Here is a 20,868-nt window from a genome sequence, read left to right as displayed (position 1 = left end):
CCCAATCAAGGGCCGGAAGCAGATAGAAATTCTCGATGCCCCGGATTGAAACAAGCAATTTCACAAGATCAGGGTGAACCCGGATACTGACGACACTCCACTCACCACTGAAGCAAAGGAACTGACCAGATGCCGATCATCAACACCCAAATCAAGCCGTTCAAGGCAACCGCATACCACAACGGCGATTTCGTGCCCGTGTCGGAAGAGAACTTCAAGGGCAAGTGGTCCGTCGTCGTGTTCTACCCGGCCGACTTCACGTTCGTCTGCCCGACCGAGCTGGGCGACCTCGCCGACCGTTACGCGGAATTCCAGAAGCTGGGTGTCGAAATCTACGGCGTGTCGACCGACACGCACTTCACGCACAAGGCATGGCACGACACGTCGGACACGATCGGCAAGATCAAGTACCCGATGATCGGCGACCCGACGCTCACGCTGTCGCGCAACTTCGACGTGCTGATCGAGGAAGAAGGGATGGCGCTGCGCGGCACGTTCGTGATCAACCCGGAAGGCGAGATCAAGCTGTGCGAAATCCACGACAACGGCATCGGCCGTGACGCGGGCGAACTGCTGCGCAAGGTGCAGGCTGCTCAATACATCGCGGCGCACCCGGGTGAAGTGTGCCCGGCCAAGTGGACGCCGGGCGCGGAAACGCTGACCCCGTCGCTCGACCTGATCGGCAAGATCTGACGATCGCTCCGCGCGCCTCGCACGAGGCGCGCGAGACACACGCATACGGGCCGCCGCATCGCGCGGCCCGCGCCCTCCTCCGGCACGACGTGCCCGACCATAATCATTAATACGGAATCCGAAACGCCATGCTCGACGCCAATCTCAAGAATCAACTGAAAGCGTACCTCGAAAAAGTCACGCGCCCGATCGAACTCGTCGCCTCGCTCGACGACAGCGCGAAATCGCAGGAACTGCTGGCGCTGCTGAACGAGATTGCGTCGCTGACGGATCGCGTAACCGTGACCGAACGCCGCGACGACGCCGAGCGCAAGCCGTCGTTCTCGATCGGCGAGCCCGGCAAGCCGGCCGGCATCCGCTTCGCCGGCATCCCGATGGGCCATGAATTCACGTCGCTCGTGCTCGCGCTCTTGCAGACGGGCGGCCACCCGATCAAGCTCGACGACGATGTGATCGAACAGATCCGCGCGCTCGACGGCGACTACGCGTTCGAAACGTATTTCTCGCTGTCGTGCCAGAACTGCCCGGAAGTCGTGCAGGCACTGAACGTGATGTCGCTGATCAACCCGCGCATCCGTCACGTCGCGATCGACGGCGCGCTGTTCCAGAATGAAGTCGAGTCGCGCCAGATCATGGCCGTGCCGACGATGTTCCTCAACGGCACATCGTTCGGCCAGGGCCGCAGCAGCGTGAAGGAAATCCTCGCGAAGCTCGATACGGGTGCGAGCGCCCGTGCCGCGAAGTCGCTCGAAAGCAAGCCGGTGTTCGACACGCTGATCGTCGGCGGCGGCCCGGCAGGCGCGGCTGCGGCGATCTACTCGGCACGCAAGGGCATCGCGACGGGCGTCGTCGCCGAGCGTTTCGGCGGCCAGGTGCTCGACACGATGGCGATCGAGAACTTCGTGTCGGTGCAGGAAACCGAAGGGCCAAAGTTCGCGACCGCGCTTGAGCAGCACGTGAAGCAGTACGACGTCGACATCATGGACGTGCAGCGCGCCGATGCGCTGATTCCGGGCGACGTGCACCAGATCCGCCTCGCGAACGGCGCGGTGCTGAAGGCAAAGACGATCATCCTCGCGACCGGCGCACGCTGGCGCGAAATCAACGTGCCGGGCGAGCGCGAATACCGCAATCGCGGTGTCGCGTACTGCCCGCACTGCGACGGCCCGCTGTTCAAGGGCAAGCGCGTCGCGGTGGTCGGCGGCGGCAACTCGGGCGTCGAAGCCGCGATCGACCTCGCCGGCATCGTGAAGGCCGTCACGCTGATCGAATACGGCGCGCAACTGCGCGCGGACGAAGTGCTGCAGCGCAAGCTGCGCAGCCTGCCGAACGTGACGATCGTCACGCAGGCGCAAACGACCGAGCTGACCGGCGACGGCAGCAAGCTGAACGGGCTCGTCTACGAGGATCTGCGCTCGGGCGAAGCGCAGCGCATCGATCTCGAAGGCGTGTTCGTGCAGATCGGCCTCGTGCCGAACACCGAATGGCTGAAAGGCACGGTCGAACTGTCGAAGCACGGCGAGATCGTCGTCGATGCACGCGGCGCGACGTCGGTACCGGGCGTGTTCGCGGCCGGCGACGTGACGACGGTGCCCTTCAAGCAGATCGTGATCGCGGTCGGCGAAGGCGCGAAAGCATCGCTCGGCGCGTTCGATCACCTGATCCGGCAGGACGTGGCGCCGGTTGCAGCCGCTCAGCCGCAGGCCGAAGAAGCGGTCGCCGCTTAACGCACAACAGTTTGTCTCTCTTGGCCCCGCATGCTTTGGTCGGCGTGCGGGGTCCTTTTTTTGCATCTGCGTCGAGTGGTAGTGGACCGCAGGTCAAAGCCCCTTCGCTGCTACACGGTCGACATCAACCTGACGATTTCCCGCCGCAGATAGTTCGCAGCCGGACCGAGCCGCCGCCCCGCACGCGTGACCACATAACGATCGAACGAGCGCGCGATCGGATGATCGAGCGGCACCGCGACGACCTGCCCCGCCGCGATCCTCTCCTGCGCCGCACCGCGCGTCATGAACGCGACGGCGAGATTCTGTGCCGCAATCGCGACTGCCGTCGAAAACCGGTCGCAGCGGAATGCAGGCACGACGATGCGCCCGATATCGGCGAGGATCGCATCGACACGGGCCTGCGGCCCGAACTCGGCGGGCATGAAGACCACGCGCTCGTTGGCGAGCGCTTCCATCTTCACGGATTTGCGCGACGCCATCGGATGATCGACCGAGAAGATCGCGCAGATGGGCTCGCTCTGGAACAGGCGCGCGTTCAAGGTCGGATCCGTCGTCGCACCGATCGATACGCAGATATCGACCTGATCCTCCCGGGTCATCGACAAGAGTTGCGGAAGCGAGCCGGTGCGCAACTCCACGGTGATACCCGGATACTTTTCCAGGAAAGGCTTGAGGACCATCGAGACCAGGCTCGCTACCGCCCCTTCGCCTGCGGCGATCGTGACCTGCCCGCGTTTGAGGCCGCGATATTCGTCGAGCTGCGCACGAAACCGGCGGGCGTTGCGTTCGCAGTCGCGAAAATAATCGACCGCCATCTGCCCCGCTTCAGTCAACTCCATTTTTCGCCCGCGACGGGTGACCAGCGACAACCTGAGCTCGCGCTCGGCAACGGCAACCTGCCGGCTGATCGTCGACACGTTCACATCCAGACCGAGCGCCGCCTGGCGCATTCCGCCGTACGTGGCGATCGCGACCAGATAGTGCAGCGTGCGCTCCGAAAGACTCCGTTCGACCGTATCCAATGGGTGCTCCAGTGTTGCCTTCAATGCAACATTCTCGCAGCGACAGATGCAACTTTCCAGACGGGATTTCGCCGATACTCCGCCCCGGAGCCGGCCCGGACAAACAGACAGCCCGCGCCGGACCGAAAACAGGGTGGCCGACCACCCGAGCCCATCTACGGAGGAGCAACATGAACGACGTCAGCCGGTCAGTCGACGGCACGGGGCAACCGCGCCAGCCCGCCCGCGCGCGCGGCGGCAAGGAGCCGATCAGCCCCTATGTGCTGCTGTTCGTCATGCTGGTGGCGGCCGCCATCGCGACCTGGGTCGTGCCGTCAGGCGAATTTGCGCGAACGGTCAGCAACGGCGTCAGCTTCGTCATTCCGAACAGCCTGAAACCGGTTGCCCGGCACGGCGTGTTGCCGGGCGAGATGTTCGTCGCGCTGGCCAAGGGGATGACCACTTCCGCGCCGATCATCTTTCTCATCCTGTTCACCGGCGGCGCACTGGCCGTACTCGAATCGACGGGTGCAGTCCGCAGCGCACTTGCGCTGGTCGCACCGGGCGAGCGCACACGATCGCACGTCGCCGCCGTCGTCATCTGCTGCATTTTTTCGCTGCTCGGCACACTCGGCGTGGTGACTAATTCGGTCGTCGCATTCGTCCCGCTCGGACTGCTGCTCGCGGAGTCGATGCAACTGTCGAAAGAAATCGGCGCCGGCATGATCTATCTGGGCACCTATGCCGGCTTCAACACGGGCATCCTCAATCCTGTAACGACCGGACTGTCGCAACGCCTGGCCGGCCTGCCGATGTTTTCCGGGATGACGTTCCGGGTGTGCATCTATGTCGCGTTTCTGGCCGCCACCGTTATTTTCCTCGTCGCACGAATCCGTGCCGGTCGAATGAATGACGCTACGGTTCCGGACTCGACGACCCGTGCGGCCGGCGCTCGGTCGACGTCGTCCGCGCAACGGTTCGACGCGCGGCAACTCGCCGTCGTCGGCATCGTGCTCGTCTGCCTGGCGGTTTTCGTCTACGGCTCATCGACGCGCCACTGGGCCGAGATCGAAATGATCGCGATGTTTCTCGTCATGGCGATCGCCGCCGGGATCGTGAGCGGCATGCGCCCGGGTGCGATCGCGGACACGTTCCTCCACGGCTGCGGCGGGCTCGTCAAGGGCGCGCTCGTGGTCGGCATGGCGCGGGCCATCTCGATCGTGCTCGGCGACGGCAGAATCATGGACCCGATCGTCAACACGCTCGCCGGCATGCTCGCCCCGCTGGATGCCACACTGGCCGCGATCTGCATGTTCCTTAGCGCCGCGCTGATCCATGTCGGCATCTCGTCCGGGTCCGGCGAATCGGCAGTGCTCGTGCCGATCTTCGCGCCGCTTGGCGACACGCTGCACCTGACCCGACAGGTCACGGTGCAGGCCGTGCTGCTCGGCGAAGGCTTCATCAACTGCTTCAACCCGACTTCCGGTGTCCTGATGGCTGTCCTCGCAACGTCCGGCATCCCCTACTTCAAGTGGGTGCGTTTCGTCATGCCGCTGCTGGTTGCGTGGTTCGCCATCTGCATCGCCGCCATTGCGACCGGCGTCGCGATGCATTGGGGCCCCTTCTAGTCAGCCGCATTTTTCCTGGACCGCACATGCTATTACCCGACCTCAGTTCCCTCTCCGATCTGCAGCCGCTTGCCGACGACATGCGCAAGCTCCGCTATACGCTGCATTGCTGCCCCGAACTGGCATTCGAGGAGGTGCAGACCGCGGAAATCGTCGCAAGCCGCTTGCAGGAATATGGCTACACGGTCGCGACGGGCATTGCCGGCACTGGCGTGGTCGGTACGCTGCGATCGGGTTCGAGCGAACGTCGTATCGGGATTCGCGCCGACATGGATGCGCTGCCGATCGACGAACGCAATACGTTCGGTCACAAGAGCCTCCACCCGGGACGGATGCATGCGTGCGGCCATGACGGCCATACCGCGATGTTGCTCGGCGCGGCCCGGCACCTCGCACAACGCGGGCGATTCGACGGCACCGTGCATCTGATCTTCCAGCCGGCCGAGGAACGCGGCTTCGACAGCGGGGCCAAGCGCATGGTCGAGCAAGGGCTCTTCACGCGGTTTCCCTGCGACGCGGTGTTCGCCATGCACAACCATCCGGGCGCGCCGGCGGGCACGTTCATGTTCCGCAAGGGGCATTTCATGGCCGCGGGCGACCGTGTCTTCGTGAAGATCATCGGCAAGGGCGGGCACGCTGCCCGCCCGCACCTGGCCAACGACCCGATCGTCGCGGCCGGCAGCATCGTGATGGCCTTGCAGACCATCGTGTCGCGCAACGTCGATCCGACGCAGTCCGCGGTCGTGACGATCGGCAAGATCGTCGGCGGATCGGCGCCGAACGTGATTCCGGGCGAAGTCGAGTTGAGCCTCAGCATCCGGTCGTTCGATGCGGATGTTCGCCGGATGCTGAAGGAAAGAATCACCGCGCTCGTGCACGCGCAGGCCGACAGTTACGGCCTCCGGGCCGTCGTCGATTATGTGGAAGGCTACCCGGTCGTGACGAACACCGATGCCGAAACCGAGCTTGCGATCGAAGTCGCGAAGGAGCTGGTTGGCGAGGCGCGCGTGACGGAACAGATGGCCCCGTTGATGGGCAGCGAGGACTTCGCGTACATGTTGCAGGCGTGCCCCGGTACATTCCTGCGGATCGGCAATGGCCCGACCGACGGCGGGAACACGCTGCATAGCGCGACCTACGACTTCAACGACGAGAACCTGGTCGTCGGTTCCGCTTTCTGGGCCAGGCTGGTGGAACGTTATCTGCGCGTCGCCTGAGCGATCGATGGCCGCCGTGCGGCATCGCTCGCGCGGCGGCCCTTCGTCAACACGCCGTTGCACGGCCGACCCGATCCGGCGTAGGCTTCGTCGAACCTGTCCGTCAACCAGGAAACACCGATGATGCTCGGCACGCCAATCAGATCGTTCGTCATGCTGGCCCTCGGCGCCGCTGCCGGCACGTGGGCACTTGCCGCCGAACCGCTCCCTGTCGGGCGGGACGCCGGTGTTCCGGCCTTCTATGCGTGGACCGACACCGTTCCGGCAACGCCCGGACAATTGCTACGCTCCGAGCCGCTGACGCCTGAGCAGAGCCTCGCCGAAGCCGGCAAGAACATCCGGATCCTCTACACATCGACCGACGGCGTCGACGGCCGCACGCCGATCGTCGTGTCCGGCGCCCTGTTTCTGCCGAAAGGAACGCCGCCGCAAGGCGGCTGGCCGATGATGGCGTGGGCACACGGCACCGTCGGCAGTGCCGGCGTGTGTGCGCCGTCGCTGGCACGCCGAAGCGAACGCGACACGCGCTATCTGAATGACTGGCTCGCCCACGGCTACGCGATCGTCGCAACCGACTATCAGGGCCTCGGTGCGCCCGGCGTGCATCCCTACGGACTGACGCGCCCGCTCGCGTACGGCGTGCTCGACAGCATCCGCGCGGTGCAGCACGGCGACTTCGACCTGACGTCCCGCGCCGTCGTGTTCGGGCAATCGCAAGGCGCGCGCGCCGCATTTGCAACGGCCGTCTTTGCGAAGTCGTATGCGCCCGAACTGGCGATCGCCGGCGTGGTGGCCACCGGCACGCCCTATGCGGCCGTTCACATCCACGCGGCCGATGCCGAGCGCGCACACGCGCACCAGTCGGTCGTCCCGACCTTCGCATACGACATGCTGCGCATCAGTACCGCAGCGCTGCTCGATCCCGCGTTCGTTCCTGCCGATTACCTGAACGACAAGGCGATGCCGGCGTTCGAACTGAGCCGGCATGCATGCCTGCATGCACTCGAAGACAGGATCGTCGCGGACGGGCTCACGTACGACAGCAGCTTCAAGCGCTCGCCCAAACCGGCATTCGAGGCGATCCAGCGTGAAGCCGCCTATCCGGCGCTGACGTCGAATATCCCGATCTTCATCGGCACGGGCGGCAAGGATCGCGACGTGTTCGTGCCGGACCAGATCGCACTCGCCACTGACGCGTGCCGGGCCGGCGACCGGATCGAGTGGCATTTTTATCCGGCACTCGACCACTCCGGAACCGTCAACGGCTCGCTACCCGATTCCACTCGATTCGTCGCACGCGCGTTTGCGGGCGAACGCCTCGATGGAAATTGCGCGTCGTTACCGTCGAAACCTTGAACAGGCGCTGAAGCGCATGCGCCGACACGTTTCGCGAACGGCTCGTCGCACGCCCGGCCCACCGTCGACGACACGATCGCGACGCGCGTCCGTCATGCAACAGACGCCCGCCGCCGACATCACTTCGACGTCGCAGACGGGCTACCGTTCGTCGTCCTGACGTTGCTCGATTCCCGGATCAGTTGCTCGGTCATCGCCGCGGCAACCGGATTCGCGCCCGACGACGAACCACCCTGCCGAGTCGACCCACTGCTTGCCGACATCGATGACATCGGCGGCGGCGGCAACGACGGATCGAGCTTTGCCGATTGCCTGACGAGCGCGGCCGTCTCCGGCGTTTCGGATTTCGTTGCGGCAGGCGCTGCGGCCGCGTGGCGTTCGATGCCGTCGCGCTTGCGCGGTGCGCGTTGCGTGACCTGCGACGGCGCGGCCGGCTGTGCCGGTTGTGCGGCCGGCGGGGTCGAATCCTGCGCATCGACCGTCACGACGTTGACCTTCGGCGGCGGCGCGCTCGGCTTCGTCACCGGCTGCGCTTTCTCGCTGACGACCGGAACGGCGGGGACAGATGCAGGTGCGGCGCTAACGCGCGCAGTTGCGGGTGCAGCCGGCGCAGGCGCCGGTGCGGGTGAAGGCGGCGGGACAGCCGCCTTTTTCGACGCCGTATCGGCAGCTGCCGGTGCCGGCGGCGCGATGGCGCCCTGCACCGCGTGATCGTTGTTCGCGGGCGCCGTGGCAACCGGCGCGGCGGAATCGCCGATGCCTGAGTCTTCGATCGCACGGTGGTCCGCGCGCAGCAGCATCACGTAGGCAGTGCCGGCCGCGGCTACCAGGAGCCCACCGGCAATCATCAAGGTCTTGCGGGTACTCGTCATGCTTGTTCACCGATCATGTCGACGTGAACAAGCCATCATACGCGGCCATCGGCCGTTGATCCCCTACGAATACATTTGGTTGCATTGATGCCGGCAAGGCGATCGTCAGACGTATCGCCTCCCCTGTTCCGGCGCGATCAACGCACGGTCATCACTCCGGAAACGGCAAATCGGTCTGCCCATCCGCGCGCATGCCGAACGTATTCAGCGTCATCGCGACGAGCGCGTAGTAGCCGAGCAGCGCAACGAGATTCACGACGGTTTCGTGACCAAAGCGGGCTTCCGCACGCGCGAACGTCGCATCGCTGACGCGCCGCGTGTCGTACAGCTCGCTCGCGAACGCATGGATCAACGCATCGTCGTCCGACTCAAACGCCGGCGCGACGCCGCGCCGGATCGCCTCCGCGGTCGCGGCCGGCACGCCCGCATCGAGCGCGATCGGATGGTGGATGTGCCACTCGGCCTGCGAACGCCAGCGCGCGGCCGTCACGAGAATCGCGAGTTCCGACAGCCGCAGCGGCAAGCCCGTGCGATAACGGCAGAACGCACCGAGCTTCTGCGCGTGCTGCGCCAGCTCAGGGCTCGCGATCCAGCCGAGAAACGGCCCGTTCAGGTTGCCGCGCGGGCCGCTGAGAATGTCGGCCAGCACGGCCTTCTGGGCGTCGGTGGCCGACGCGGGATCGAAAGGGGGCAGTCTGTTCGTCATGGCGATGATCCGGTGAAGTTCAGTGTCTCGACGCCGTCACACGCCGGCCGACGCGAGCGCCGCACCGATCGCGCCGGACAGGCGCTCGACGATCGTATCGATCTGCTGCGCGGCGCAAATGAACGGCGGCGCGATCAGGATGTGATCGCCGTTCACGCCGTCGATCGTCCCGCCCATCGGATACACCATCAACCCGCGCTGCATCGCTTCGCGCTTGACCGCCGCGTGCAGTTTCAATGCGGGGTCGAACGTCGCCTTGGTGTCGCGATCGCGCACGAGTTCGACGCCGACGAACAGCCCGCGGCCGCGCACGTCGCCGATATGCGGATGCGCGCCGTAGTGCTCGCGCAGCGATGCACGCAGCTGCTCGCCGCGTGCCTTCACGTTGTCGAGCAGCTTCTCTTCGGCGATCACGCGCTGCACTTCGAGCGCGGCCGCGCACGCGGTCGCGTGGCCGAGGTACGTGTGACCGTGCTGGAAGAAGCCGGAGCCATCGACGATCGTCCGGTAGATGCGGTCGCTGACGAGCGTCGCGCCGATCGGCTGGTAACCCGCGCCGAGCCCTTTCGCGATCGTCAGCAGGTCGGGCGCGACGCCGTCTTCATCGCACGCGTACAGGTAGCCCGTGCGCCCCATCCCCGACATGATCTCGTCGAGGATCAGCAGCACGCCGTACTTGTCGCACACCGCGCGAATCTTCTTCAGGTACGTGCGCACCGGCGGCACCGCGCCGACCGTTGCGCCCACCACCGTTTCCGCGACGAACGCCGCGACGTTGTCCGCGCCGAGCTCGACGATCTTCCGCTCGAGCTCGTCCGCCAGACGCTGCGCATACGCTTCGTCGGTTTCCCCGGCCTGCTGGTCGCGGTACGCATAACACGGGCTCACGTGATGCGCTTCGATCAGCAGCGGCAGGAACGGCTCGCGCCGCCACGCGTTGCCGCCGATCGCAAGCGCGCCGAGCGTGTTGCCGTGATAGCTCTGGCGCCGCGCGATGAAATGGCGGCGCTGCGGCTCGCCCTTCTCGACGAAATACTGGCGCGCGAGCTTCAGCGCGGCCTCGACCGCCTCCGAGCCGCCCGACACGAAATACACGTGTTCGAGGCCGGCCGGCGCGGCATCGACGAGCCGGTCGGCCAGTTCCTCGGCCACGTCGGTCGTGAAGAACGACGTATGCGCGTACGCCAGTTGCTGCGCCTGGCGCTTGATCGCATCGATCACGCGCTGATTGCTGTGGCCGAGACACGAGACGGCCGCGCCGCCGCATGCGTCGATATAGCGTTTGCCGGTCGAGTCGATGATCTCGATGCCATCGCCTGCGACGGCGACGGGCAAGGTGGCGCGCGGGGCGCGATGAAATACGGTCGTCATGCGTTGCCTCATGGATCAGGACGCGCCGTGTGCGCGTCCGGACGGCACGATGCGCGTCGCAAAGCGCTGCGTGCCGTGTTGATGAATGCTGAAATCGATCGCCGCCGCGCCGATCGCGAACACCGCCGTCGCCAGCGTGTTCTCGTCGTCGGGGTCGGCCGGGTCGTCGCGATAGATCGGCAGCCCTTCCGGCGCGCGATCGCCGAGCACGCGCAGCAGCGCGGCTTCGTCGATCGTGTCGATGCCCGGTGTCAGCGCGTCGACGCGCCGCTGGCGGTCGGCCGACGATTGCGTGACGATCTGCGCTTCCGCATCGCAACCGGGGTGCACGAGATGGTTCGCATGGCCGGCAAGCCGCGCCACGTCGACCACCGAGCAGCGCGCGGCACTCGCTTCGATACTGAGCAGCCGCGCATCGCCGGTCGCGCCGAGCGTATGGTGGAAGCCGCTCGCGCGTGCATGCGTGCGCAGCACGTCGGCTGCCGCGTCGAGCGACGTCGCATCGAGCACGGCGCGCGCGAGAATCATCCGCGGCACGCCCGGCGCGGGCGTCCGGATCCGCAGGTTGTTGATCGCCTGCGCGATACCCGCGCGGTTCGCGGCAAAGGTATGCCCCGGCAACGAGCCGGGGTAATAGAAACTGATGAAGCCCGGTTTGCCCGCAGGCTGCACGTCGACGAGCAGGCAGCGCTCGCGCAGGAACGGATCGCCGTCCTCGTTGTGCGCGATCCAGCGCGTGCCGTCCGCATCGCGCGCGGCCAGCGTCGTGCAGCCGTCCGGCGCGTTGTGGATCAGCTCGCCGCGGCAGTTCCACAGAAAGATGTCCTCGGCCGGCCAGCCGATGCCCGCCGCGATCCCGTCCAGTTCCGCGACGAGATCGGGGTACGCGGCCAGCGCGGCCTGCCGCAGTGCATCGACGAACGGATGGCCGCGCCAGCGGCGCACGGCCTGCCACGCGCCGCTCTGCTGCATGTACGCATCGAACACGGGACGGGCGAGCTCGCCGAGGCGCACGCCGATGTCGAACGGCGCGCCGGCGATGACGGGAGAAAGGGAAAGCGGCATGTCAGATGATTCGGTTTCTTTCAGGACACATGTTTCAGGAACTCCTTCAGGCGCGGCGTCGGCGGCCGGTCGATCAAGTCGACCGGATGACCGTCTTCGGCGATACCGCCCTGATCCATGAACAGCAGGCGCGTGCCGACCCGCTTCGCGAAGCCGATCTCGTGCGTGACGACGATCATCGTCATCCCTTCGGTAGCCAGATCCTGCATCACTTTCAGCACTTCGTGGCGCAATTCCGGATCGAGCGCCGACGTCGGCTCGTCGAACAGCATCAGCCGCGGCCGGATCGCGAGCGCCCGCGCGATCGCGACGCGCTGCTGCTGGCCGCCCGACAGCTCGGACGGGTAGTGATTCGCCCGCGATTCGAGACCGACCTTGTCGAGCAGCGCCATCGCCTGGTCGCGTGCGTCGGCACGCGACGCGCCGCGCACCTGGGTCGGCCCGAACATCACGTTCTCGAGCGCGGTCATTTGCGGAAACAGGTTGAATTGCTGGAACACCATGCCGGCTTCGAGCCGGATGTTGCGGATCGTCGTCGCGTTGCCGCGCACGCTCTGGCCGTCGACGAGCAGCTCGCCGCCGGTGATTTTCTCGAGTGCGTTGATACAGCGCAACATCGTCGATTTGCCCGACCCCGACGGGCCGATCACGACGACCACCTCGCCCGCGTCGATCTTCAGGTCGATATGCTTCAGCACCGGCACGTGGCCGAAGCTCTTCGACACGTTCTGGAATTCGATCATGCTCATAGGATCCTCATCCTCTTTTCGACGACCCGAAGCGTCAGCGTCATTGCGCCGGTAAGAATCAAGTAGATCACAGCCACCGCGCTCCAGATCTCGACCGCCTGGAAATTGCCCGCGATGATTTCCTGCCCCTTGCGCGTCAGTTCGCCGACGCCGATCACGATGAACAGCGACGTGTCCTTCAGGCTCACGATGCACTGGTTGCCGAGCGGCGGAATCAGCCGCCGGAACGCCAGCGGCCCGACCACCTTCAGCAGCACGCGCGGCATCGACAAGCCCATTGCGAGCCCCGCTTCCGTCAACCCCTTCGGGATCGACAGCAGCGCGCCGCGCACGACTTCCGCGAGATACGCGCCGGAATTCACCGTGATCGCGATGATCGCGGCCGTCAGGCCGTCGATGCGGATGTGCGCGAGCAACGGCAGCGCGAAATACAGGAACATCACCTGCACGACGATCGGCGTGCCGCGGATCAATTCAATGTAGACCTGGACGAGCACGTTCATCGCCTTCGGTCCGTATGCGCGGAACATCCCCGCGACCATCCCGACGATGAAACCGCCCGCCAGCCCGAAAAATGCGATGAACACCGTCAACCGGACCCCGTCCATCAGGTCCGGCAACGCCGCCCAGATCGCCGACCAATCGAAATTCACTTGTCGCTCTCCGTTCGATTCAAGACCGGCGCGGCCGCACGGCCGCGCGCTGTTGCCGCGTCACGCTCACATCTTCGGCGGTTCGGCACCAAACCACTTCTTGTAGATCTGCGCGTAACGACCGTCGGCCTTGATCTTCACGAGCGACGCGTTGACCTTCGGCACGAGCGGGCTGCCCTTCGGGAAACCCATCCCGTACTTGTCGCCGCTGACCGGCTGGCCCGCGACCTGCACCTTGCCCTTGCCTTCGTTGTTCACGAAGAACAGCACGTTCGGCGTGTCGTGCATCGCCGCGTCGACCCGGCCGGCTTCCAGCGCGAGGTAGGCCTGGTCGATGTTCGGGAACTGGCGGATCTCCTTCGGCTTCAGGTGCGCCTTGATCCAGTCGATCGTCGCCGTGCCCGTCTTCGCGGCGATCACCTTGCCGTTCAGGTCGTCGATCGACTTGATCGACGTGTTGCCGACCTGCACCATCGCCGCGAGGCCGCTGTCGTAGTACGGCGCGGAGAAGTCGATCGCCTTCTTCCGCTCCTCCTTGATCGTCATCCCCGACAGCGCGACGTCGATGTTCTGCGTCTGCAGCGCCGGGATCAGGCCCGCGAAATCCATCGGCTGGATCGTGTATTTCCAGCCCTGGTCCTTCGCGATCTCGGCCCACAGGTCGAGATCGAAGCCGACGTACTTGTCGCCTTGCTTGAACTCGAACGGCATGAACGACGTATCGGTCCCGACGACGAGCGTCTTGGTGTCCGCGTGCGCGATGCTTGCGCCGAGCGCGGCAGCAACCGCGACGGCTTTCAGGAAGGAACGGCGACTCATGGTTTCTCTCCGCATGATTGAGCGATGTAACCGGCCAGCCGGCCGGCGGTAACGACGACATCAAGCCGCACCGCAACATGCGATGTCGAATTAGACATTAATGCAACATGTGTTGTCAATCGCGATACTACGACAACAAAAAAGTCCGCAACGGAAAAATGCATCGAGACAAACCCGAGCCGCTCGGGCCGGATAGATCTGAGGAAACGGGGAGATGGGCGGTGTGAAGCGCCGCGCAGGTGGATGGCGGCGCGTGAAGAGAGGATGGTGGTGTCGGGTGTGGGCCGGCAGGTTGGCCATCCCGTGCGACAAGCGCGACGGGATGACGACCGTTCAACCATGAACGCATTCGCGCTGGACGGCCCGCTCGTTCATGCGAAACGTCGGCGATCCGCCGCGGCGTGGCCCGGGTGGCCGGGGTGGCCGGGGGCGGCCGCACGCGCGAAGCCGGCAAGCGCCGGCGCGGCTCAACGAACGGGACGGGATTCCCGTAACGACACCGGCCGGCGACGCGCCGATCCGGCGTCCGTCACGCCGCCACCCCGCTCGCCTGATGCGACACGAGCCGCGCATACGCGCCCTGCCGCGCCAGCAGTTCCGCATGACGCCCGGCCTCGATGACGCTGCCCTGCTCGATCACGAGGATCAGGTCGGCATTACGCACGGTCGACAGCCGGTGCGCGATGATGATCGACGTGCGTTGCGTCATCAGGTCTTCGAGCGCCGCGCGGATCTGCTGCTCGCTGATCGTGTCGAGGTGGGACGTCGCCTCGTCGAGGATCAGCACGGGCGCATCCTTCAGGAACGCACGCGCGATCGCGACACGCTGGCGCTGGCCGCCCGACAGTTGCACGCCGCGCTCGCCGACGCGCGTCGCAAGCCCGTCCGGCAGCCGCGCGACGAATTCGCCGAGCGCCGCCTGGTCGATCGCACGCTGCACGTCCGCGTCGGATGCGTCGTTCGCGGCGAGCCGGATGTTCGCTTCGAGCGTGTCGTTGAACAGGTAGGTATCCTGCGCGACCAGCGCGATGTGCTGCCGCAGGTCGTCGAGCCGCAGGTCGCGCAGGTCGACGCCGCCGAGCGTCACGCGACCCTGCTGCGGATCCCAGAAGCGCAGCAGCAGGCTCGCGACCGTCGACTTGCCGGCGCCCGACGCGCCGACCAGCGCGACCGTGCTGCCGGGCGGCACCTCGAAGCTCACGCGGTCTATCGCGGGCACGCTGCGGCCCGGATACGTGAAACGCGCGTTCTCGAAACGCACCGTCGGATTGCCTGGCATCACCTGCGCGCCGTCCGTCACGGTCACGGGTTCCTTCTCCAGCGCGCGCAAGCGGCGCGTCGACGCGATCGTGTCGGCCAGCTGGCGCGCGACCTGACCGATCTCCGCAACCGGCATGAACGCGGCCACGGCAACCAGCACCAGCAGCGGCAACGACTCGCGCGGAAACCAGCCGCGCGCACACAGCAGCGCGCCGAGCGCCGCGACCGCCAGCCCGCCGATCCCGCTCGCGATTTCCAGCGCGGCGCTTTGCGTCGACAGGTCATCGAGCAGCTTCCCGCGCTGCTTGCGGTACGCATCGGCCTCCGCGACGAACGCTTCGCGCCGGCGCGCGATCGCCTGGAACGCGGTCAGTTCCGCGAGCCCCTGGATCGTTTCGGTCAGGTGCGCGCCCAGTTGGCCGAGCGCTTCGCGCGCGCCGGTGCCGAGCCGGTCGACGTCGCGCCGGGCCAGCACGGGCGCCAGCCCGGCCCACAGCAGGAACGGCAGCAGCACGAGCGCGAGCGGCCACGCGACCGCCGCCAGCAGTATCAGCACGGCGGCCGGCACGAGCACCGCGACGAACGCGGGTGCCAGCGTGTGCGCGTAGAAATACTCGACCGTCTCCACGTCCTGCGTTGCGAGCGACACGAGATCGCCCGAGCGGCGGCGCAGCAGCCCGGCCGGTGCGAGACGTTCGAGCGTCGCGAACAGCGCAATGCGCATTTCCGCGAGCAGCCGGTACGCCATGTCGTGCGCGAGCCACGATTCGAGCCAGTGCAGAACGGCCGCCACCGGCGCGATGACGAGCAGCGCCGCGACGAGCGCGGGACTCGCGTGACCGGTCGACACCGCGCCGACCACCATCGCGCCGATCACGCCCACGCCGATGAATGCGAGCACGCGGCCGATCCCGAACAGCACGGTCAGCGCAACCTTGCCCTTCCACGGACGCACGAAGCGCAGCAGCGTCTGCAGGGTTTCCGGCCAGCCGATCGTCGCCGCATCGTCGTTCAGCGGCCGCACCTGCGGGCCCGACGACGCGCGCGCGGTGGCACCGGCCGTCGTCGCCGCGCCGACGGATTCGGCGACCGCTTCCAGTTGCGGCCCCATCAGCCGCCGATACGGGCCGTCGCGCGCGATCAGCGCCGCGTGCGTGCCCTCGTCGACCACCTGCCCCTGGTCGAGCACCAGGATACGATCTGCGCCGATCACGCTGGACAGCCGATGCGCGAGCACGAGCGTCGTCCGCCCGCGCGTGAGCCGGTCGAGCGCCTGCTGAATTAGCGCTTCGTTCTCCGCGTCGACCGACGACAGCGCCTCGTCGAGCAGCAGGATCGGCGCATCGCGCAGCAGCGCGCGGGCAATCGCGATGCGCTGGCGCTGACCACCCGACAGCATCAGCCCGCGTTCGCCGATGCGCGTCGCGTAGCCGTCGGGCAGCGCCGAGATGAAATCGTGTGCGTTGGCGGCGCGCGCGGCCGCGATCATGTCCGCGTCGCTCGCGTCGGGGCGGCCGAGCCGCAGGTTGTCGGCAACGCTGCCGTCGAACAGCGTCGCATCCTGCGCGACGACCGCGATCATCTCGCGCACCTGGCCGGCATCGAGCGCGCGCACGTCGTGACCGCCGATGCGGATCGCGCCGCCCTGCGCATCGTGCTGGCGCAGCAGCAGGCGCACGATGGTCGACTTGCCCGCGCCGCTCGGGCCGACGATCGCCACCGTCTCGCCTTCGCGAACCGAGAAGCTCAGCGCCGCATGCGCATCCGCGCGGCGCCCCGGATACGCGAAGCTGACGCCGTCGAATGCGATCTCCGGCCGCAGGCCCGTCACGCGCGGCGCGTCGGCAACCGGTGCGTGGCTGCCCGCGTCGAGCAGCGCGTGAATCGCATTCGCCGCCGACTGGCCGATCATCCCCTGATGCAATACCGAGCGCAGGTCGCGCAGCGGCCGGAAGATTTCGCTGCCGGCCATCAGCACGATCAGCAGCGCCTCGAGGCTCATGTCGCCGTTCCGCACGCGCCACGCGCCGACCGCGATCGCCGCGGCTGCGCCGAGGCCGGTGCCAAGATCGGTGAAGAGCCGCGTCAGCAGCCCCAGCGCGAGCACCCAGAACGTGCTGTCGGACAGCGCGCGCGCCTTCGCCGCCAGCTTCGCGCCGAACGCGGTGCTCTGCCCGAACGCCTTCAGCGTCGGCAGGCCCTGCACCGCATCGAGAAATTCCTCGCCGAATGCCTTGAATGCGGCCGAGCGCGCGAGCGCCGCGCGCCGGTCGGCGCGATGCACGAGCTGCGGCAGCGCGAGCGTGACGAGCGCCGCGACCAGCAGGATCGCGGCCGTCGGCACGTCCCACCATGCGAGCACCGCGAAGATCATGACCGGCGCGCACGCGGCGATCACGAGCTGCGGCAGGTAGACGCCGAAGAAGGTCTGCAACTGCTCGACGCCGTCGACGACGGCCAGCATCACGCCGCCCGTGCGTTCGCCGCTGAACCATGCGGGGCCGAGCGCGGCGATCCGGTCGAACAGCCGCGCGCGCAGCGTGGTCTGCACACGGCCCGCCGTGTGTTGCGCGAGCACCGTGCGGCGATGGTCGAGCCACGCACGCAACAACACGCAAGCCGCCGTTGCAACGACGGCTTCGCCGATGCTGCGTGCCGGCGCGCCGGAAAAGACCAGCGCCAGCACGCGGCCGAGAAACACGAATCGGAGGATGCCGACACCCATCGCGAGCAGCCCGAGCGCGACGGCCGCGGCCACCCGCCAGCGTAGTCCCGCCATCATTGCCCATAGTCGTCGGTCGAAATACATGAAGCCCTCCAGTCGGTGTTTTGGTGCGGTTTTTCTTGACCGGATCGAGGCTACCCGCGCCGCCCGCGCGCGGCAAAAGATGATTTTTCAACGGGTGTTGAGTCAACTACAATACCCCGCATGTCGCACCTTCCTCCCCTTAGCGCACTGCGAGCGTTCGAGGCGGCTGTCCGCCTCGGCGGGTTTGCGCGCGCAGCAGCCGAGCTGAATGTCTCGACGAGCGCGGTCAGCCACCAGATCCGCGCGCTCGAGGAATCGCTCGGCGCGCGGCTGCTCGAACGCAGCACGGGGCTCGGCGGCATCAGTCTCACGCCGGCCGGCGCACGCCTGCTGCCGGCCGTCAGCGATGCACTGACGCGCCTGACCGACGCCTGCGGCGAGATTCGCGGCACCGCGCAACGCTTGACGGTGTCCGCCAATGCGCCGTTCTCGTCGATGTGGCTCGCGCGCCGCCTCGCGGAATTCTCGTCGCTTCATCCCGAAACGCCGCTGCATGCCGTCGTGCTCGACGACGAACCGGATTTCGCGCGCAGCGGCGTCGATCTAGCGATCGTGCACGTGCCCGCGCACCGGCTGCGAGCCGACGACGACGTGCTGATGCGGGAGACGGTGTTTCCGGTATGCAGCCCCGAGCTGTATCCGTACGCGTCGGGGCACGTGTGCGTCTCGCGGCTGCTGCAGGAGATGCACGAGGACAGCCCCGAGATCGACTGGCGCAACTGGGCCTCGGAATTCGGACTGCCGGACGACTTCGAGACGAAGATCGTCCGCTACAGCAGTTTCAGCCAGGTGATCGGTGCGGCGGTCGGCGGTGCGGGCATCGCGCTCGGCCGCGTGCCGCTCATCGAGCCCGAGCTGCGCAGCGGGCGTCTGGTGCCGCTGATTCAGGGCCTCGAACGCGATGCGTCATGGCGTTTCGTGCTGCGCCGCCATCCTTCGACGCGGCACCGGCTGCTCGATCCGTTGATCGCGTTCCTGCGCCGCGAGGCGGATGCGCCGCCGTTCACCGCGAAGATCGTTGCGCCCGCATCCAACGACAGTCACGCGCGGGGCGCGGGCGGCGCTTAAGGGCGCAGCTTAGGGCCGGCACGCAAAACCGGCCTCGCCCGCTCACCCACCCGTCACGGCGTGGCGAAGAACAGCGCAACGACACACGCCATCCCGGCGAACCACACGAGCGAACGCAGCGACGCCCAGTTCAGCAGGTACATCAGCGTATAAACGACGCGGATCGCGACGAAACCCATCGCGAGCTGGTCGACGTGGTGCGCGTTCGCGCCGTTGTGCCACGCGACGACCAGCGCGGCCGTGAACAGCGCGAGCGCTTCCCACGCGTTCTGGTGCGCAGCCTGCGCCCGTGCGCGCCAGCCTTCGAGTTTCGCCAGGTAATCGCGCGGCGTACGGTTGTCGTAGCCCTTGCGCGCCTTCGCCAGGAACGTCAGCGGGAACGGCAACAGCGCCACGATGAACAGGCACAGCTGGGACGTCGTCATCAAAGTCTCCTCCTTTATGATTACATTGTTCAATGACAAGATCGTCGAGAGCTTAGCATTGCGCCGCGCCGTTCGCGCACCGATTTTCTAGACGGGAGACTCGGCCGAGCGTGCCGCCGACCGCCTTGGTCGGCCTGGTTCGCCGCCCAAATTTCAACCAAATCGTCGACAAATACGTTAATTAAAACTGGTCGAACACCAATAAGATAGCGCTCAACACTGGCTTGGCGCGCTACCGCGCCAACCCGCCGCCCCCTATTGCGCCGCCGCGCGCCGAACGACATCCGACCCGAGCCATCGCCATGCCCCGCCCCATCGTCGCCCACATCCGCCCCGACGCCGTCCGCCACAACCTCGACTTCATCCGCCGCACCGCCGCACAATCGCGCGTGTGGGCCGTGATCAAGGCTAACGCCTACGGCCATGGCATCGAGCGGATCTACCCTGGCCTCGCGGCCGCCGACGGCATCGCGCTGCTCGATCTCGACGAAGCCGTGCGCGTGCGCGAACTCGGCTGGGACAAGCCCGTGCTGCTGCTCGAAGGGATCTTCGAACCGGCCGACATCGAGCTGGCCGATCATCACCGGCTGACGGTGGCCGTGCACTGCGACGAGCAGCTCGACCTGCTGATCGCCGCGAAGCCGCGGCAGCCGATCGACATCCAGCTCAAGAAGAACTCCGGGATGAACCGGCTCGGCTATCGGCCTGCCGCCTTCCGCGCCGCGTGGGAACGCGCGGCGAGCGCGCCGTCGATCGGCAAGATCACGCTGATGATGCATTTCGCGAACGCCGACGAAGGCGAGGTCGACTGGCAGCTCGAACAGTTCGATGCGACCACGGCGGGGATTCCGGGCGAGCGCTCGGTGTCGAATTCGGCGGCCGTGCTGTGGCATCCGCGCGCGCACCGCGACTGGGTGCGGCCCGGCACGATCCTGTACGGCGCATCGCCGACGGGTGCGTCGCGGCACATCGCCGATACGCCGCTGATGGCCTCGATGACGCTGACGAGCAAGATCATCGGCGTGCAGACGCTGTCGCCGGAAGAAACCGTCGGCTACGGCCGCCGCTTCACGGCCGATCAGGCGATGCGGATCGGCGTCGTCGCATGCGGCTACGCGGACGGCTATCCGCGCCACGCGCCGACCGGCACGCCGATCGCGGTGGACGGCGTGATGACGCGCGTCGTCGGCCGCGTGTCGATGGACATGCTGACCGTCGACCTGACGCCGTGCCCGAACGCGGGCATCGGGTCGGCCGTCGAGCTGTGGGGCGACCAGGTGAGAGTGGACGACGTCGCGGAAGCCAGCGGCACGATCGGCTACGAGCTGATGTGCGCGCTCGCGCGCCGCGTGCCGGTCGTGATCGTGCCGCCCGGCGCGTCGACCGCGCAGCCGGCGCTGCGGACAGGGAGCTACGGACGTTAAGGTGAATGCGGCGATGCGCTGC

General features: G+C 66.9%; 18 protein-coding genes. 7 read left to right on the top strand and 11 right to left on the bottom strand.

The genetic code is table 11. The annotated features are described in order from the left end of the window. Positions 1–129: 129 nt before the first annotated feature. Both ahpC and ahpF read left to right on the top strand, forming a co-directional pair. On the top strand, positions 130–693 hold the full coding sequence (gene ahpC, locus VL15_RS14815) for an alkyl hydroperoxide reductase subunit C (RefSeq protein ID WP_006488685.1): 564 nt from the start codon (positions 130–132) through the stop codon (positions 691–693). Positions 694–821: 128 nt separating this feature from the next. After that, positions 822–2,420: an alkyl hydroperoxide reductase subunit F gene (gene ahpF / locus VL15_RS14810; RefSeq protein WP_048246379.1), complete on the top strand. Its 1,599-nt coding sequence runs from the start codon at positions 822–824 to the stop codon at positions 2,418–2,420. Between the two features lie 110 nt (positions 2,421–2,530). Here the strand turns inward: ahpF and VL15_RS14805 are convergent, their stop codons facing one another. Further along, positions 2,531–3,445, bottom strand: coding sequence for a LysR family transcriptional regulator (locus VL15_RS14805; protein ID WP_048246378.1), 915 nt, complete (start codon positions 3,443–3,445; stop codon positions 2,531–2,533). Positions 3,446–3,468: 23 nt separating this feature from the next. Between VL15_RS14805 and VL15_RS14800 the strand changes: the two genes are divergently transcribed. Next, positions 3,469–5,052, top strand: a complete 1,584-nt coding sequence (locus tag VL15_RS14800; RefSeq protein ID WP_230684447.1) for a YfcC family protein — start codon at positions 3,469–3,471, stop codon at positions 5,050–5,052. 26 nt (positions 5,053–5,078) lie between these two features. Next, a complete protein-coding gene (locus tag VL15_RS14795; RefSeq protein WP_048246376.1) occupies positions 5,079–6,269 on the top strand; it encodes a M20 aminoacylase family protein in 1,191 nt (396 codons plus the stop codon). Here VL15_RS14795 and VL15_RS42690 read toward each other — a convergent pair. Next, positions 6,251–6,424, bottom strand: a complete 174-nt coding sequence (locus tag VL15_RS42690; RefSeq protein WP_196319586.1) for a hypothetical protein — start codon at positions 6,422–6,424, stop codon at positions 6,251–6,253. The genes VL15_RS14795 and VL15_RS42690 overlap by 19 nt on opposite strands. Between VL15_RS42690 and VL15_RS14790 the strand changes: the two genes are divergently transcribed. Next, positions 6,390–7,625, top strand: coding sequence for a lipase family protein (locus tag VL15_RS14790; protein WP_419188667.1), 1,236 nt, complete (start codon positions 6,390–6,392; stop codon positions 7,623–7,625). The two genes, VL15_RS42690 and VL15_RS14790, sit on opposite strands and share 35 nt — an antisense overlap. Before the next feature lie 119 nt (positions 7,626–7,744). Here the strand turns inward: VL15_RS14790 and VL15_RS14785 are convergent, their stop codons facing one another. The 8 genes from VL15_RS14785 to VL15_RS14750 form a co-directional block, all read right to left on the bottom strand. Beyond that, on the bottom strand, positions 7,745–8,497 hold the full coding sequence (locus VL15_RS14785; RefSeq protein ID WP_048246375.1) for a hypothetical protein: 753 nt from the start codon (positions 8,495–8,497) through the stop codon (positions 7,745–7,747). A gap of 151 nt (positions 8,498–8,648) precedes the next feature. Next, positions 8,649–9,203, bottom strand: coding sequence for a carboxymuconolactone decarboxylase family protein (locus tag VL15_RS14780; protein WP_048246374.1), 555 nt, complete (start codon positions 9,201–9,203; stop codon positions 8,649–8,651). Between the two features lie 36 nt (positions 9,204–9,239). Then, positions 9,240–10,574 carry an aspartate aminotransferase family protein gene (locus tag VL15_RS14775; RefSeq protein ID WP_048246373.1) on the bottom strand — a complete coding sequence of 445 codons (1,335 nt, stop codon included), beginning with the start codon at positions 10,572–10,574 and terminating at the stop codon, positions 9,240–9,242. A gap of 15 nt (positions 10,575–10,589) precedes the next feature. Continuing rightward, positions 10,590–11,639: a C45 family autoproteolytic acyltransferase/hydolase gene (locus tag VL15_RS14770; RefSeq protein WP_048246372.1), complete on the bottom strand. Its 1,050-nt coding sequence runs from the start codon at positions 11,637–11,639 to the stop codon at positions 10,590–10,592. 20 nt (positions 11,640–11,659) lie between these two features. Further along, positions 11,660–12,388, bottom strand: a complete 729-nt coding sequence (gene glnQ, locus VL15_RS14765) for a glutamine ABC transporter ATP-binding protein GlnQ (RefSeq protein WP_048246371.1) — start codon at positions 12,386–12,388, stop codon at positions 11,660–11,662. Further along, positions 12,385–13,041 (bottom strand): glutamine ABC transporter permease GlnP, encoded by a 657-nt coding sequence (gene glnP, locus VL15_RS14760; RefSeq protein ID WP_048246370.1) that lies wholly within the window; start codon positions 13,039–13,041, stop codon positions 12,385–12,387. The genes glnQ and glnP overlap by 4 nt, the downstream gene beginning before the upstream one ends. 66 nt (positions 13,042–13,107) lie before the next feature. Then, entirely contained in the window at positions 13,108–13,860 is a 753-nt protein-coding gene (gene glnH, locus VL15_RS14755; RefSeq protein ID WP_048246369.1) for a glutamine ABC transporter substrate-binding protein GlnH, read from the bottom strand. A 529-nt stretch (positions 13,861–14,389) separates the two neighbouring features. Further along, the gene (locus tag VL15_RS14750) at positions 14,390–17,929 is read right to left on the bottom strand and encodes an ATP-binding cassette domain-containing protein (RefSeq protein WP_048246368.1); all 3,540 of its coding nucleotides are present in this window, start codon (positions 17,927–17,929) and stop codon (positions 14,390–14,392) included. A 120-nt stretch (positions 17,930–18,049) separates the two neighbouring features. Here VL15_RS14750 and VL15_RS14745 point away from each other — a divergent pair, with 120 nt between their 5' ends. After that, the gene (locus VL15_RS14745) at positions 18,050–18,997 is read left to right on the top strand and encodes a LysR family transcriptional regulator (protein ID WP_048246367.1); all 948 of its coding nucleotides are present in this window, start codon (positions 18,050–18,052) and stop codon (positions 18,995–18,997) included. Between the two features lie 53 nt (positions 18,998–19,050). On the opposite strand, the gene VL15_RS14740 is transcribed toward VL15_RS14745, so the two are convergent. Further along, complete coding sequence (locus VL15_RS14740; protein ID WP_048246366.1) at positions 19,051–19,422, bottom strand: MAPEG family protein; 372 nt, start codon at positions 19,420–19,422, stop codon at positions 19,051–19,053. 302 nt (positions 19,423–19,724) lie between these two features. Between VL15_RS14740 and alr the strand changes: the two genes are divergently transcribed. After that, positions 19,725–20,846 carry an alanine racemase gene (gene alr, locus VL15_RS14735; protein WP_048246365.1) on the top strand — a complete coding sequence of 374 codons (1,122 nt, stop codon included), beginning with the start codon at positions 19,725–19,727 and terminating at the stop codon, positions 20,844–20,846. Positions 20,847–20,868 lie beyond the last annotated feature (22 nt).

This window comes from Burkholderia cepacia, from assembly GCF_001039005.1.
Lineage (GTDB): Bacteria > Pseudomonadota > Gammaproteobacteria > Burkholderiales > Burkholderiaceae > Burkholderia > Burkholderia theae.
This window is presented reverse-complemented; position numbering and strand designations above follow the sequence as displayed.